The sequence below is a fragment of the Sphingomonas sp. MS122 genome (assembly GCF_049532975.1).
Classification (GTDB): Bacteria; Pseudomonadota; Alphaproteobacteria; order Sphingomonadales; family Sphingomonadaceae; genus Sphingomonas.
Genome location: NZ_CP186695.1, coordinates 3,668,415 through 3,682,856, shown reverse-complemented (window position 1 = coordinate 3,682,856; position 14,442 = coordinate 3,668,415). Strand labels below are relative to the sequence as shown.

Genomic DNA, 14,442 nt, shown 5'->3' with positions numbered 1-14,442 from the left:
AGCCAACCTGGGCGTGGAGCGTCGGTGATCTCGATGCCTCGCAAGCCCCTTGCGCTGGACCAAGCTATACGCTCAGGGATTAGGCCTCTGCCGTTTTCGTGAGAGCCGAAATGTTCCAGGTGGAAGCTTGAGCAGATCGCCGACAGCGAACAGCATCCCGGATTCGCGCCGGATCCGCTCGGTGGTCATTCTGGGCGGCGGTACTGCGGGCTGGATGACGGCGACGGCTCTGGCGAAATCGCTCGGCGGCACGGTGCGCATCACGCTGCTCGAATCCGAGGAGATCGGCACGGTCGGTGTCGGCGAGGCGACGATACCCACCATCCACTGGTTCAACCAGCTGGTGGGGCTCGACGAGGGCAAGTTCCTCGCGGCGACCAAGGCGAGTTTCAAGCTCGGCATCGAATTTGTCGACTGGACCCGACCGGGCCATCGCTATTTCCACCCCTTCGGCACCTATGGCGCGCAATTACCCGGCGTCGCCTTCCATCACCGCTGGCTCAAAGCAGCGCGTGAGGGACTCGGCCTCCCGCTATCGGCGCTTTCGCTGGCCGGCACGCTGGCGGCGCAGAATCGCTTCGCCAAGCCCCAGGGCGACTCGCGATCGATCCTCTCGACGCTTGGTTATGCCTATCATTTCGACGCCAGCCTCTATGCTCTGCACCTGCGCGGCATCGCCGAGGCGGCGGGCGTGACGCGCGTCGAAGGGCTGCTGCAGGATGTCGAGCGCGACGGCGAGAGCGGCTTCGTCACCGCGCTGACCACGCAGCGCGGCGCGCGGCTCGACGGCGACCTGTTCATCGATTGCTCGGGCTTTCGCGCGCTGCTGATCGACAAGACGATGGGCGGCGATTTCGAGGACTGGTCGCACTGGCTTCCCTGCGATCGCGCCGCCGCGGTTCCCTCGGCGCGCGTGAGCGAGATCACGCCCTATACCCGCTCGACCGCGCGCGCGGCAGGCTGGCAGTGGCGCATCCCGCTCCAGCATCGCACCGGCAACGGCTATGTATTTTCGAGCCGCTTCATCGGCGAGGACGAGGCGATCGCGACCCTGCTCGCCAATCTCGACGGCGAGGCCCTAGCCGAACCCCGCGTCCTGCGCTTCGTGGCGGGAACGCGGCGGCGGGCGTGGATCGGCAATGTCGTGGCATTGGGCCTGTCCTCGGGCTTCCTCGAGCCGCTCGAATCGACCAGCATCCATCTGATTCAGAGCGGCATCGCCAAGCTGCTGACCCTGTTCCCCGATCGCGATTGCGATCCCGCCTTGGCGGATCGCTTCAACCGGCTGCTCAACGCCGACATGGACGTGATCAAGGATTTCCTGATCCTCCACTATCACGCGACCGATCGGACCGAGCCGATGTGGGTCGAACGACGCGAGATGGCGCTGCCCGACAGCCTCCTCGTGCGCGAGGCGCAATATCGCCGCTCCGGCCGGTTGATGCTCGATGCCGAGGAATTGTTCCGCGAGACGAGCTGGCTCGCCGTGCTCAACGGGCAGGGGGTGATCGCGCAAAACTATAATCCACTCGCCGATACGCTCGACCCAGCGGCCAACCGCGCGCAGGTGCAGCAGATCGCCGACGTCATCGCCCGCGCCGCACCGACACTGCCGCTGCACGGCGATGCGCTGGCGGCCGCGATGATCGCAAGGGCGTGATCGCGCCGGAGATCATCGCGCGCCGGATCGGTGCGGAGCAGCAGCCGATCGCGATCGTCGACGGCTTTCACCCCGATCCCGATACGCTCTGCGACGCCGCCTGCGCCGCAAGCTTCGGCCCGGCGCCGCGCCACTATCCCGGCATTCGCGCCGAGCTGCCGGCCGATTATTTCGCCCAGGTCCGCCCGGCGCTGACCACGGTGCTGCGCGATGTGTTCGGCGCGCCGCGGCAAATCGACCTGCTCGACGCGAGCTTTTCGATCGTGACGGCTCCGCCCGCCACGCTCACGCCGGCCCAGCGGCTGCCGCACGTCGACGCGGTCGCGCGCGGGCGGATCGCGCTGGTGCATTATCTTTCGCGCGACCATGGCGACGGCACCGCCTTTTTCCGCCACCGCACCACCGGATATGAGACGATCGATGAGGCGCGCTCGGCAGACTATCTCGCTCGCCTCGAGGCCGAGCTGCGCGGCAGCGCGCCGCCCGCCGGCTATCTCAACGGCGACACCGAGCTGTTCGCCGAGATCGCGCGGGTCGAGGCGCGCTACAACCGCGCGGTGATCTATCGCAGCGCGTTGCTCCATAGCGGCGCGATCTCACCGGATGCGCGCCTCGACCCCGATCCGGCCACCGGACGCCTGACCGTCACCGCTTTTCTGGCGACGGCATGAGCGACACGGGCGGGCGCACCGCGAGATAGACCGTGCTCCATAGCTGCGCTGCGTTGGATTCGTCGACATCTTGCTTGCCCGCGCCGAACGCCACGACCTGATAGCGCCCGTCGCGGTACGCCCAGGACCACAGCTCCGAATTGGCGGTCGCGCGCGCGGCATCGATCGCGCGCCACAGCTTGGCCCGCGCATCGGTCATCACCGTACGGGTTTTCGCGGGCAAGTCCCTGCGCGCCAGCTGCCGTTCGAGCCCGGCGGCGAACAATGCCTGCTGCCACGACCACACCACCGCCCCGTGATAGGCGCCCGGGCCGAACCGGTCCTCGACCTCGGGCGCCGCCTGCGCCGCATTGGCGACGAGCAGGCCGACATCGGTCATCAGCCCGGCGGGGAATGGCCGCATCGCCGCGCCGACGAACGTCTCCAGCTCCGTCGGCGAGGGGTGGCCGAACAACAGCAGGAAGCCGTCGTCCGAATTGACGATCGGCACCGGCCTACCGCTCGCATCGAGCGAGATGGCGTTGAAGCTCAGCGCCTGACCCCGCATCGCCGCCAGCGCCGGTTCGGCGGGCACGCCGACCCGCGCGGCATAGCCGCGCACCTCGTCTGCGGCCCGTGCGGCGGGGATGTCGGTGCGGAACAGGCCCGGCGCGCGAGCATGCCAGACCTTGGCCATGGCGCCCGCCCTGGCGAGCGCGGCACGATCGGCGGGCGTCAGATATGGATTGAGCAGCCCCGCTCTGTAGAGCTTGTCCGCCGCCTCGAGTGCAGCGGGCACGAACACGCCATTGACGTTGTAGGGATAGCGCCCGCGCCCGATCCCTTCCTCGCTGTCGCGCCATTCGCCGGTCATCCGGCCCGGCTTGAGCGCGATCAGCTTCTGCCAGCCGGGCGCGGCCGCGAACGCCGCCGCCTGATCGATCACGAAGCGTAGGTTGCGGACCAGCAGCTTGCCCGCCGCAGTCGGCGGCGCGCCGGTCTCGCTCGGGATATTGCGCGCGAGAAAGGCGCGCGCTTCGGCCGTTCCCGCCTGTCCCAGCAGGAATTCGCCGGCGACCGGCGCCAGCATGTAGTCGTCATCGACCATCGCATAATCGAGTGTCGCCTGGTCGCCGCCGGGCAGCTTGTGCCGCCGCCGGTCGAGAATCGCGAATTCGGACAGGCCCTCTTCGTGCGCGACTTCGCCGACCGCATTGAGTCGCGCCAGCACTGCGCCCAGGCCGGCCTCGACCGCTGCGGGCTGCAGCACGGGCATCAGCAGCCGCACCGACATCAGCGTGTCACGGCCAAAATAGGTGTTGAAGCGCCACGATCCGGCAAGGAACTTCTCGCGATAGCTGAGGAATCGCAGCGCGTTGCGTGCCTGCGGGTCGGCGGTGGCCTTGCCGTTGAGCAGCTCGCTTTCGCTGAGGCCGGTCAGCGGCGTGTCGCCGCTCGCCGCGATGATGCGCAGGCGGATCGGGCCGTTGGCAGGGGCGGCGATCGTGCCGTCGGCGAGGCTGCCCACCAGCACCTCAACCTCGAGCCGGTAGCCGGGCGCGCCATCGACACGGTCGCGCGCCCAGATCAGCTTGCGGCCCTCGGTCCGCGGCGCCGCCGCGACCTCGGCCGGGAATTTCGCGATCGACTGGTAGTCGCGCAGGAAGCGGACGTTGGAGAGCACGGCCTGCTTGACCATCAACGCCGGCGCATCGAGCGTCGCGGTGGTCGAGATCCCGTAGAGCGGCCGGCCCCTGGCATCCGCCAGCGTCACCGGCGCGGGCGCCTGCTCGATCCGCCAATTGGCCGGCCGGGCGAGTGGCGCGAACCAAAGACCGACGCCGCTGTTCCCCGCGGGAAAGGCGACGAGGACGCGCGGATCGGTGCCGTTGCGCAGCAGCAGATGCGCCGCGATCCGGCCGTCGCGGACGAACGCGTTGATGTTCTGACCCTCGGTGAGCTGATAGGCGAGCTCGGGCGCAGACTGTGCCAGCGTTGCCGCCGGGACCGTCAGGGCAAGGGGCGCCGTCATCGCAAGCAATCGGCCAAACATCATCGCATCACTCCTTTGCTTGCGTCGATGGAAGAAGGGCGCCGCGGATATTTTGCCGCGGCGCCCCGATTTCCGCCAGGAACTGACGGCCCTTTTCAGAACTTCATCGTCACCGAGCCGCCGAACGTCGTGCCGACGATGCCGCGGGCGTAGAAGAAGCCGTCGGTGATCGCCTGGGTCTGGCCCTGGCGCGGATTGCCCTCAGTCAGGCCGACCACATCGAACAGATTGTCGACGTTGAAGTTCGCCTGCAGCCGGTCGCTGAGGTTCAGGGTCACGCCCAGGCTGGTCACCCCATAGCTCGGCAGCGCCAGGCCATTGCCGTTGTCGGCGAAGATGCGCCCGACATATTTGTAGCGGCCATAGACCTCGCCCAGCCCATTGGGCAGCTGGATGACGGGCGTGATCGTGAACAGCCGCGCCGGGGTGCGTTCGGGGCGATTGCCCTCGAACCCGGACTGATCGACGCCGTTGAGCTGCAGGTTCTTGAGCTTGGGCTCCTGGAACACGCCCTGCAGGTTGAGCGAGAACCACTCGACTGGCCGGATCAGGAAGTCGAACTCGATGCCGCGCGTGCGCAGATCGGCGTTGAGATTGGTCTGCTGCGACGGGTTCACCGGATCCGCGAAATTATAGTTCTGATCGTCGAAATTGGTCTGGAACACCGTCGCTGAGCCGGAGAAGATGCGGCCGACCTGATAGCGCACGCCGATCTCGTAGAGTTCGATCGTGGTAATCGGATCGACATTGTTGGTCTGGAAGCCGTTCGCGTAGCGCGCATAGACCGCGAAGTTCGGCGTGATGAGATAATTGGCGCCGACCGTATAGGCCGCCTTTGACTGCGTCTTGCGGCGCGTCGTGTAGGTGCCGTCGAACGTCGCGCCGACCGTCGGCAGCACGCCGGCCGTGCCGGGCGGCACCGGCTGGTTGACCGCTGCCTGGTTGCCGTCGCGCGCGATCGCGCGCACGCTTTCCCATCGGACGCCGGCATCGATGCGCAGGTCGCCAATCGCGATCTCGTCGTTGACGTAGAGCGAGACCGCCGAATCCTCGCGCTCGCGGATGCCCGCACCCCAGTCGCCATAGGAAACCAGGCCATTGTCGGAGAGCGTGCCGATGACGTTGTTGTTCGCGTCGAGCGCGACGATGTCATAGACGTCGCTGTTGGTGCGCACGTCGTTGACCATGCTCGCGGTCGCCGACTGGTCCTGGTCGCGCTTGACGTTGTAGTACATGACGCCAGCAGTCAGCGAGTTCTTGAAACCGTCGGTCTCGACCTCCCAGCGCCCGCCCACGTTCATGCCGAAATCCCGGCCATCGATATAGTCGTGGTTGAGGGTCGTGCGCTGGAGGAATCCGTTGCCGTTGAGCGCGTTGAGCTCGGCGACCTGGTTGGAACCGAGCACGACCCCGGTGCGCAGGTTCTTGATGCCGAAGCGCGCGCGGGTGGGGAAGGCCGCGGTGCCCAGCGTCAGCAGCTCGTTGATCGGCGAGGTTGCGCCCGGCGTCAGATAGTTGACCGCGCTGGTCAGGCCGGCGTTGCCGGTGCCCGAACCCGGGAACAGACCGTTGAAGTCATAGGAATATTTAAGATAGCGCGCGCGTGCGAACAGGCTGAAATTGTCGCTCAGCGGCTTGTCGATGTCGAGCCGGACCTGCGCGCTCTTGGCCACGACGCCGTCGCGATAGCGGAATTCGCGGAAGCCGCTCGGGTGCGCGAAGGTCGACACCGGTACCGCGACGCTGGCAAAGGCATCGCCACCGACATTGCCGTCCTGCGTGTCGAGCCCCGGAATGCCACGGATCTCGCCGTCGACAAAGGCATAGGGCTGAGTTGCATAATAGGCATATTCGATATTGCCGCCCTTGCCCGACAGCCGGATCGAGCCGCCATCGTCGAAGCGATATTCGAGCATGCCCTTGAGCCGCCAGCCGGCATAGTCGAACGGGTTCTCGCGCACGCCCGGGCTCGATTGGATGAACCCGCCGACGTTGAACGCCAGCTTGTCGGTGATCGGCTGCGAGTAATAGAAGTCTCCGCGCTTCAGCCCGTAATTATAGGCGGTGACGCGTGCCGCCCCCTCGGCCTTGGTGAAATTGGGTGCCTTGGAGATGAAGTTGATCGTCGCGCCCGCGCCGTTGACGGTCAGCACGCCCGACGAGCCGCCCTTCACCGCTTCCAGTCGGTCGATCGTCAAATCCTGGTCGAAGAAGAAGTCGGCGCCGCCGCCGCCATAGAGGATGGGCATGCCGTCCTCCTCGAGCTGGACGAAGCGCTGGCCGCCGCCCTGCAGGCCACGAACCGAATAGTTGTTCGAAATCTGCCCCGCCGTGCCTTCGACGAAGATGCCGGGGACCAACTCGAGCATGTCGGCGGTCGAGCGCGGCGCCTTGCGGTCGAGATCGTCGCGGTTGGCGAGCGTGATGTCGGCCGATGAAGTGATCAGCGGGCGGTTGCGCGTGGTCTGACCCGTGACGACCACTTCCTGCGTCGCGCCATCGTCGGCGACCGGAGCCTCTTCGGGGGCCGCATCCTGCGCGTAAGCGGGCGCAAACGACAAGGTCGCGACCCCGGCAAGCAGCGTGGCGCGAAAGCCGGAACGAACGCGAATCATAGATCCTCTCCATGCCGAAGCGGCGCTCTGACGGCGGGCCTCGGGATAGCCTAGGTCGGATCGCGAACGGAAGAAAAGCATTTCTGAAAGAAATTCGATGAAGCTCATCTTTTCAGCGATGAAACCGCCGCCCCCCCGGACAAGAGCCACGACATCGCCTGATGGACGTGACCGCCCGCTGGATGCCCAGACGGTTCGGTCGGAGCAAAGCGGAGATAGAACGCCGGCCTCGGGGGCAAGCGTCAAGCTCCGCCCGAGCTACCCTCGCTCTGATGTGTGGCTGTGCCAGGCAGCCGCGGCGCCTGGTCTCCGCGCTGATAGGCCTCGAGCGCCGTGCGCTGCTCGTCATGGAGCGTGTCCGCCCAGCGAACCGCTTCTTGCAGCGTGTTCAATTCCTCGGTGGAGGCGCCTGCGTCACCGAGATGGCGGATGCGCTCCTCGACCGATCGCAACGCAGCGACATCGCGGCGATAAATAACGAGATAGGTCGGGTCACCCGTGTTGAGATATTGCCGTGCGTGGTGGCTCAACGCGTAGATTTCGGACCCCAGACGCGAAGTCGCCTTGTCCAGCTGGTAGCGTTGCTCCACCACGGCCCGTTCGCGATCCTGCGCATTCGAGGCGAGCAGCATCGTCGTACCGGATATGAGGGTCAGGACGAGAGTGGTTCCGTAGGCTCAGTTCGTATGGTCGCCAAGCGCATGGCGGCCAGGATAGGCGCACTCACTTTGGAAATGATTAACCGTCGGGTTCAATCCCTTTGTGGGGCGATCGATTCTCGTTCTATGATCGAGAACGGGATATGCACGGTCGCAGCTGCTTCATCCTCCTGCGGTTGGCGCAGGGACGCGACAAGACGCTGGGTTGCAAGTTCAGATATCTCCACAATGGGTTGCCGAACCGTAGTGAGGGCAGGCCAGATTTTCACCGCGATCGGGGTGTCGTCGAATCCCGCGATCGACAACTCGTCCGGAATCACGATGCCACGGCGATGCGCTTCCGAAACGACCGCCGCTGCGATGTCGTCGTTGAACGCGAAGATTGCCGATGGACGTTGCGGGAGGTCGAGCAGGCGCTGTGCCGCGATCAACCCCGAATCATAGGTGAAATCCCCCTTTGCAATCAGCGCGGCATCTTCGCTGATTCCCGCCAGCGCCAGCGCGGATCGATAACCCGCGAGGCGCGTCGCGCTCGCATAATGCTGGATAGGCCCTTCGATCAGGGCGATGCGGCGGTGGCCGAGCTCGATTAGGCGCAGCGTCATCGCCCGCGCCGCCTCAAAGTCGTCGACTCGCACGCCCGGCATGTTGGTCAGTTCACGTCCCGAGGAGAGGGCCATCATCGGAACGCCCGTCGTTTGCAGCTCCGGGGAGCGATCGATGATCTCGCAGAACGGCGGCGGGAGCAGCAGGGCGTTGGCGCCGCTGCGGATCAGGCCTTGCAGGGTGATGGCCGTGGCGTCCGCGGTTTCGGCTTCGCAGCTGCGGATAAGCAGCTGGGCGCCAAGCCGGGTCGAGGCGTTAAGCGCTCCAACGAGCACGGCGCTCAAGAACGCGCTTTGTGGATTGCGGTAGATGAGGCCGACGCGCAATTGCGATGCGCTGGCGAGTGCGCGGGCGGCGGCATTGGGGGTGTAGCCCAGCTCCTCGATCGCCTTATGCACCGCGTCCCGTGTGGCCTCGAGAACTTTCTTGCGGCCGCTCAGCACGTTGGAGACGGTCATGGCCGACACGCCGGCGCGAGCGGCCACGTCGCTGATCGTGACTGCCGAGCTCGATCGGCGTGAACGCTGGCTCATCGGCGCAGCTTTCGCGGCGGCATCGCTTTGCGTTCCATCGAAATCAATGATCTAGCCCCTGGGTTGACATGACGATCCTTTTCGCAGAGTTACCGGCAAAGGCAAGATTTAGCGCTAAACAAGATTCAAGGCCAACAGGTGGGCGCAAGAGGGGGAGAGGTTCGATGGAAGATATCGCTTTTCGCCGTTTCTGGAAGGCCGCGCGTTTCGCCCTGCCAACGCCGGCAGGGGCGAAGTGATGGCTACCGCCCTGGACAAGCCGGCTTCCCAGGTCTGGCCGTCCGCCGCGAGCGCATGGTATGCCGCGATCATCCTGATGCTGGCCAATACGCTGGCATTCGTCGACCGCCAGGCGCTGGCGCTGCTCGTCCAGCCGATCAAGAATGATCTTCAGGTCTCCGACACCGCGATGAGCCTGCTTTACGGGCTCAGCTTCACCATCTTCTACGTCGCGGTCGGCATACCGGTGGCGCGGCTCGCTGACCGTTCGAACCGGCGCAACATCGTCGCCTTTTCGGTGTTTCTGTGGAGCGGGATGACCGCGCTGTGCGGCCTAGCCCGCTCCTTTCCGCTGCTGTTCGCCGCACGCGTCGGCGTGGGGGCGGGAGAGGGCGGGCTCAGCCCTTCGGCCTATTCATTGCTCGCCGACTATTTCCCCCGAAACAAGCTGCCCGCCGCAATGGGCGTCTATCAGATGGGCATCTATCTGGGCGGTGCCTGTGCGCTGCTGATCGGCGGCCTCATCTCGACGGTGGTACCGCCGACCCAAGAGGTGGTCGTTCCGCTGCTCGGGGCGCTCAGGGGATGGCATATCGTGTTCCTGGCGCTCGGCATTCCCGGGCTGCTGCTTTCGCTGCTGTTGCTGACGGTGCGGGAACCGGCACGCCAGGGTGTGGCGGGAGACGTGGCGAAGGTGCCGATTTCGCACTTCCTGTCGCATCTGGGCGGGCGCAAGCGGGCCTATCTCGGCATCGCGCTGGGTTTCGCACTGATGATCTTCGTCGGCAACGGCACCGGTGCCTGGATCCCGGCATTCCTTGAGCGCAAATATGGCTGGAGCACCGCGGAAATCGGCGCGTCCTATGGCCTGATCGTGTTCTTCTGCGGCACCAGCGGCGCGCTCGCGGGCGGCTTCTTCGCGAGCTGGCTGCGCGGCCGCGGGCATGAGCGCGCGAACCTCCAGACCGCGCTGATCGGCTTTTCGGTCCTGATCCCCGTGACGATCGGCTTTCCGCTGATGCCGACGGCCGGGCTCGCGCTCGTCCTGATCGGCATCATGAACTTCTTTGCCGGATTCAACTTCGGCGGCGGGCTCGCCGCGTTGCAAGAATTGACGCCCAACCGGATGCGCGCGTTGCTGTCGGCGCTGTACATGTTGACAATCAACCTGATCGGCGCCGCGCTCGGTCCGACGGCCGTCGCGCTGATCACCGATTTCTGGTTCGGCGATCCGCAGCGCCTGCCCGACGCGCTGGCGATCACCTGCGCCATTGCCTCGCCGCTTGCCGTGATCGCGCTGCTGGTCGGCATGCGTGGCTATTCCGACGTCCAGACCGCCCAGGAGCCACAGTGACCCTCGAATCCGCAAGCCCGATGAGCGATCCGCTCGCCCTTGGCGTCGAGGACCGCGCCTGGGTCGACCGGCAGCTCGCCACGCTCAGCGCGGACGAGAAGATCGGGCAGCTCTTCATCTTCGCGGCCGAGCAGGACACGGTCGAGGAGGTCGCCGGTCTCGCGGCGCTGAAGCCCGGCGGGATCCACCGCTTTCCCGGCCATGACCTGACCAATGCCTGGTCGGCGACGCGCGCGGCGATCGACAGCGCCGAAACGCCGGTGGTGATCAGCGGCGATATCGAGGGCGGCACGATCTCGTACCGCTTCTCGACCGCGATCCCCAACCAACTTGGGATCGCCGCGTGCGACGACCTGGCGCTCACCGCCGAACTCGCCCGCATCGTTGCCGAGGAAAGCGCCGCGCTTGGCTACAATTGGTCGTTCACCCCGGTGATCGACATCAACGCGGCGTGGCGCAATCCGGTGGTGGGAACGCGCTCCTACGGCTCGGATCTTGGCCGGATCGGCGATCAGGCGCGCGCCTATATCCAGGCACTGCAGGTGCGAGGCGTCGCGGCGACGGCCAAGCACTGGCCGGGCGACGGCTATGACGATCGCGACCAGCATCTCGTCACTACGGTCAACCCGCTCGACATGGAGAGCTGGGAGGCAGGCTTCGGCAAACTCTATCGCCGGGTGATCGCAGACGGGGTGATGACGGTCATGTCGGCGCATATCGCGCTTCCCGCCTTCATCCGCTCGCTGCTGCCCGATGCGGGGCGCGAGGCATTCCGCCCGGCGTCGGTGTCGCACCTGCTTAATCAGGTGCTGTTGCGCGAGCGGCTCGGCTTCAGGGGGCTGATCGTGTCCGACGCCACCGGCATGGCCGGCCTCACCAGCTGGGCTGATCGCGAGGAACGGGTTCCTGCGGTGATCGAGAATGGCTGCGACATGTTCCTGTTCAGCCGCTCGCCGGCCGAGGACGTGGGGCTGATGACGAAGGGGCTGCGCGAGGGCCGCCTGTCCGAGGCGCGGCTCGAGGCGGCGGTCGAGCGAATCCTGGCGTTCAAGGCGAAGCTCGGCCTTCACCGGATGAGCACGGACGAGCGGCTGCCCCCGCTCGGCACCGTGCGCGAGCATCTGAGCACCGCCGCGAATCGCAACGTGGCGGAGCGCGCCGCGGGGCAGGGCATCACCTTGGTCAAGGACAGGCAGGGGTTGCTGCCGCTCGACCCCGCGCGCCACCGCCGCGTGGTGGTGATCGAGGATGCGGGCTGGAGCTTCTTCGTCGGCGCGCAGCCGCGCAACCTGGATGCGTTCAAGGAAGCGCTGCGCGTCGAGGGATTCGAGGTCCGCGACTTCGATCCCGACCACCGTCCCACGCGCGAAGATGCGGACCTGATCGTCTATCTGGCGGGGCAGGAAGCTACGCCGAGTCTTGGCAACATCTTCCTCGACTGGGCGAAGCTGCACGGCGGGTCGCGCAAGGCGATGCATCGCTTCGGGCCGGAAATCCCGACGCTGATGATCTCGCTCGGGCAGCCCTATTATCTGTTCGATGCCCCCGACATGGCGACCTATATCAACGCCTATTGCGGGCTGGAGAGCGTGCAGCGCGCGCTGGTCCCGCGACTGCTCGGCCGCGAGGCGTTTTCCGGGGTCAGCCCGGTCGATCCCTTTTGCGGGTTGGAACAGCTCCAATGGTGACCCCGCTGCCCAATGACCAGCAGGCGCAGCTGCAGGCGCTCTACGCAGTGATGGCGCCCGAGGGGCTGACGCCCCTTTGGGAGGTGCTGGGCGCGCTCGTCCCACCGCAGCCCAACTCGCCTGCGCGGCCGCATGCCTGGTCCTATGCCAAGGCGCGCGATTATCTGATGCGCGCTGGCGACCTGATCAGCGCCGCGCAGGCCGAGCGACGCGTGTTGATCCTCGAGAATCCGGGCCTCGCCGGCCGATCGTCGATCACCCCCAGCCTCTATGCCGGGCTCCAGCTGATCCTGCCGGGCGAGGTCGCCCCGTGCCACCGACACACGCAATGCGCGCTGCGCTTCGTGATGGAGGGCGAAGGCGCCTATACCAGTGTCGATGGCGAGAAGGCGGTGATGCGCCCGTTCGATCTGGTGCTGACGCCGGGCGGCCAGTGGCACGATCACGGCAATCCTACGGCGCAACCAATGATCTGGCTCGACGGGCTAGACATCCCGACGGTGCAGCATTTCGATGCCGGTTTCGCTGAGCGGCCGGAGACCGAACTCCATCCGGAAACCGCCGCGCCTGGCAGCACACTCGCCCAATATGGTCGCAATCTGCGCCCGTTCCGCGGCAGCGCGGCCGACCGCCATCCGGCGCACCAGCCGCTGTTCCACTATCGCTATCAGGATTGGCGCGCCTCGCTCGACCAAATGGCGGGGGGAGCGGTGATCGACCCGCATCTCGGCCATGCGCTCGAGTTCGTGAACCCGGCCGATGGCGGCCCGGTGATGCCGACGATCGCAGCGCATGTCCGGCTGCTTCCCGCCGGGTTCGCGACGAGGTCGCGCCGCTCGACCGACGGGACGGTGTTCGTCGTGGTCGAGGGCGAGGGCGAAGCGACGATCGGCGATCGGTGCACGCGATTGTCGGCGCGCGACATCTTCGTGGTGCCGTCGTGGCATGCGCTGACGCTGCGCGCGGAAACGCCGCTGGTCCTGTTCGGCTATTCGGACAAGGCCGCGCAGCAGAAGCTGAACCTGTTCAAGGAGGAATGCGCGTGAGCGACCTGTTTCAGCCGCAGCCGCCGGTCTATGCCGTAACCAGCGACGGCAACCGCTTCCCGGTGCGGCGGCTGTTCTGCATCGGCCGCAACTATGCCGCGCACGCGCGCGAGATGGGCCGCGATCCCGATTGCGAGCCGCCCTTCTTCTTCACCAAATGGGCCGAGACTGTCGTGCCGGGCGGCGCGACAATCGCGTACCCGTCCGAGACGGCGAACTTCCACTATGAGGCCGAACTGGTGGTCGCGATCGGCAAGGGTGGGCGCAACATCGCGGCGTCAGCCGCCTCGGATCACATTTACGGTTTCGCGGCGGGGCTAGACATGACCCGCCGCGACCTCCAGCTCGTCGCGCGCGAGCAGGGGCGGCCATGGGACACCGGCAAGAATGTCGAGCAATCCTCGCCGCTCGGCCTGATCCATCCGATCGCCGAAACCGGGCCGCTGACGACCGGCGCGATCCGCCTGGTGGTCAACGGCGCGGTGAAGCAGAATGCGGACCTCACTGACCTCATCTGGCCGGTCGACGAAGTGATCGCCTATGTCTCCCGCTTCTACAGGCTGGAGCCGGGCGACCTCATCTACACCGGCACGCCGGCCGGTGTCGGCCCGGTCGTCGAAGGCGACCGGATCGTGGTGACGATCGACGGCCTGACGCCGTGCGAGATCCTGATCGGTCCGGCCGCCACGGAATGAGCGCGATGCGGCTCCATGGCTATTTCCGCTCCACCGCATCCTACCGGGTGCGGGTCGCGCTCAATCTGAAGAGGCTGTCCTGCGACCAGTTCTCCCATCACCTGCGCAAGGGCGAGCAGCGCGCCCCGGCCTATCTGGCGATCAACCCGCAAGGGCTGGTGCCGGCGCTCGAGCTGGACGGCGGCGCGGTGCTGACCCAATCGCTGGCGATATGCGAGTATCTTGACGAGATCGCGCCCGATCCTCCGCTGCTGCCCGCAGACCCGCTCCCACGGGCGCGGGTGCGGGCCTTCGCGCAGGCGATCGGGTGCGACATCCATCCGGTGCAGAATCTGAAGATACTCGATCGGCTGCGCGCGCTGGGGCTGGACGAGGACGCGGTCACCGGCTGGGCGCGGACGACGATCGAGGAAGGACTGGATGCCTGCGATCGCCTGATCGCCGGCAGTCCAGGCCGATACTGCTTCGGCGATGCGGTGACGCTCGCCGACATCTGCCTGGTGCCGCAGCTGGTCAATGCCCGCCGCTTCGGCGCCGTTCTGCGCTGGCCACGATTGCTGGCGATCGAAGCGGCGTGTCTGTCGCTTCCCGCCTTTGCCGATGCCGTGCCGGAACGGCAGGCGGACGCCGAGTGATGATGAGCGAGGAGCGTAAGGAGAGGTTC

At 66.5% G+C, this 14,442-nt stretch carries 12 protein-coding genes; 8 read left to right on the top strand and 4 right to left on the bottom strand.

Annotated elements, in window-relative coordinates:
• The first annotated feature begins 214 nt into the window (after positions 1-214).
• The gene (locus ACO227_RS17635) at positions 215-1,660 is read left to right on the top strand and encodes a tryptophan halogenase family protein (RefSeq protein WP_423607393.1); all 1,446 of its coding nucleotides are present in this window, start codon (positions 215-217) and stop codon (positions 1,658-1,660) included.
• Complete coding sequence (locus ACO227_RS17630) at positions 1,657-2,331, top strand: DUF6445 family protein (RefSeq protein WP_423603618.1); 675 nt, start codon at positions 1,657-1,659, stop codon at positions 2,329-2,331. Before ACO227_RS17635 ends, ACO227_RS17630 begins: the two co-directional genes overlap by 4 nt.
• Here the strand turns inward: ACO227_RS17630 and ACO227_RS17625 are convergent.
• The 4 genes from ACO227_RS17625 to ACO227_RS17610 form a co-directional block, all read right to left on the bottom strand.
• Entirely contained in the window at positions 2,306-4,366 is a 2,061-nt protein-coding gene (locus tag ACO227_RS17625) for a hypothetical protein (protein ID WP_423603616.1), read from the bottom strand. The two genes, ACO227_RS17630 and ACO227_RS17625, sit on opposite strands and share 26 nt — an antisense overlap.
• A gap of 92 nt (positions 4,367-4,458) precedes the next feature.
• On the bottom strand, positions 4,459-6,978 hold the full coding sequence (locus tag ACO227_RS17620; protein ID WP_423603615.1) for a TonB-dependent siderophore receptor: 2,520 nt from the start codon (positions 6,976-6,978) through the stop codon (positions 4,459-4,461).
• A 242-nt stretch (positions 6,979-7,220) separates the two neighbouring features.
• Positions 7,221-7,610, bottom strand: a complete 390-nt coding sequence (locus ACO227_RS17615) for a hypothetical protein (RefSeq protein WP_423603613.1) — start codon at positions 7,608-7,610, stop codon at positions 7,221-7,223.
• Positions 7,611-7,729: 119 nt separating this feature from the next.
• A complete protein-coding gene (locus ACO227_RS17610; protein WP_423603611.1) occupies positions 7,730-8,701 on the bottom strand; it encodes a LacI family DNA-binding transcriptional regulator in 972 nt (323 codons plus the stop codon).
• Here ACO227_RS17610 and ACO227_RS17605 point away from each other — a divergent pair.
• The 6 genes from ACO227_RS17605 to maiA all read left to right on the top strand — a co-directional run bounded on the left by ACO227_RS17605 (position 8,700) and on the right by maiA (position 14,413).
• The gene (locus tag ACO227_RS17605; protein ID WP_423603609.1) at positions 8,700-8,831 is read left to right on the top strand and encodes a hypothetical protein; all 132 of its coding nucleotides are present in this window, start codon (positions 8,700-8,702) and stop codon (positions 8,829-8,831) included. The two genes, ACO227_RS17610 and ACO227_RS17605, sit on opposite strands and share 2 nt — an antisense overlap.
• A gap of 183 nt (positions 8,832-9,014) precedes the next feature.
• On the top strand, positions 9,015-10,349 hold the full coding sequence (locus ACO227_RS17600; protein WP_423603607.1) for a spinster family MFS transporter: 1,335 nt from the start codon (positions 9,015-9,017) through the stop codon (positions 10,347-10,349).
• Positions 10,346-12,037: a glycoside hydrolase family 3 protein gene (locus ACO227_RS17595; RefSeq protein ID WP_423603605.1), complete on the top strand. Its 1,692-nt coding sequence runs from the start codon at positions 10,346-10,348 to the stop codon at positions 12,035-12,037. The genes ACO227_RS17600 and ACO227_RS17595 overlap by 4 nt, the downstream gene beginning before the upstream one ends.
• Entirely contained in the window at positions 12,031-13,083 is a 1,053-nt protein-coding gene (gene gtdA / locus ACO227_RS17590) for a gentisate 1,2-dioxygenase (RefSeq protein WP_423603603.1), read from the top strand. Before ACO227_RS17595 ends, gtdA begins: the two co-directional genes overlap by 7 nt.
• On the top strand, positions 13,080-13,778 hold the full coding sequence (locus ACO227_RS17585) for a fumarylacetoacetate hydrolase family protein (RefSeq protein WP_423603601.1): 699 nt from the start codon (positions 13,080-13,082) through the stop codon (positions 13,776-13,778). Before gtdA ends, ACO227_RS17585 begins: the two co-directional genes overlap by 4 nt.
• A complete protein-coding gene (gene maiA / locus ACO227_RS17580; protein ID WP_423603599.1) occupies positions 13,775-14,413 on the top strand; it encodes a maleylacetoacetate isomerase in 639 nt (212 codons plus the stop codon). Before ACO227_RS17585 ends, maiA begins: the two co-directional genes overlap by 4 nt.
• Positions 14,414-14,442: the final 29 nt, after the last annotated feature.

Excerpts from the sequence above, each read along its gene's own strand:
- ACO227_RS17610 (WP_423603611.1), bottom strand. The coding sequence starts at position 8,701 with ATGACCGTCTCCAACGTGCTGAGCGGCCGCAAGAAAGTTCTCGAGGCC.
- ACO227_RS17620 (WP_423603615.1), bottom strand. The coding sequence starts at position 6,978 with ATGATTCGCGTTCGTTCCGGCTTTCGCGCCACGCTGCTTGCCGGGGTC.
- ACO227_RS17600 (WP_423603607.1), top strand. The coding sequence starts at position 9,015 with ATGGCTACCGCCCTGGACAAGCCGGCTTCCCAGGTCTGGCCGTCCGCC.
- ACO227_RS17635 (WP_423607393.1), top strand. The coding sequence starts at position 215 with ATGACGGCGACGGCTCTGGCGAAATCGCTCGGCGGCACGGTGCGCATC.
- ACO227_RS17625 (WP_423603616.1), bottom strand. The coding sequence starts at position 4,366 with ATGATGTTTGGCCGATTGCTTGCGATGACGGCGCCCCTTGCCCTGACG.
- gtdA (WP_423603603.1), top strand. The coding sequence starts at position 12,031 with ATGGTGACCCCGCTGCCCAATGACCAGCAGGCGCAGCTGCAGGCGCTC.
- ACO227_RS17615 (WP_423603613.1), bottom strand. The coding sequence starts at position 7,610 with ATGCTGCTCGCCTCGAATGCGCAGGATCGCGAACGGGCCGTGGTGGAG.
- maiA (WP_423603599.1), top strand. The coding sequence starts at position 13,775 with ATGAGCGCGATGCGGCTCCATGGCTATTTCCGCTCCACCGCATCCTAC.
- ACO227_RS17605 (WP_423603609.1), top strand. The coding sequence starts at position 8,700 with ATGGCCGACACGCCGGCGCGAGCGGCCACGTCGCTGATCGTGACTGCC.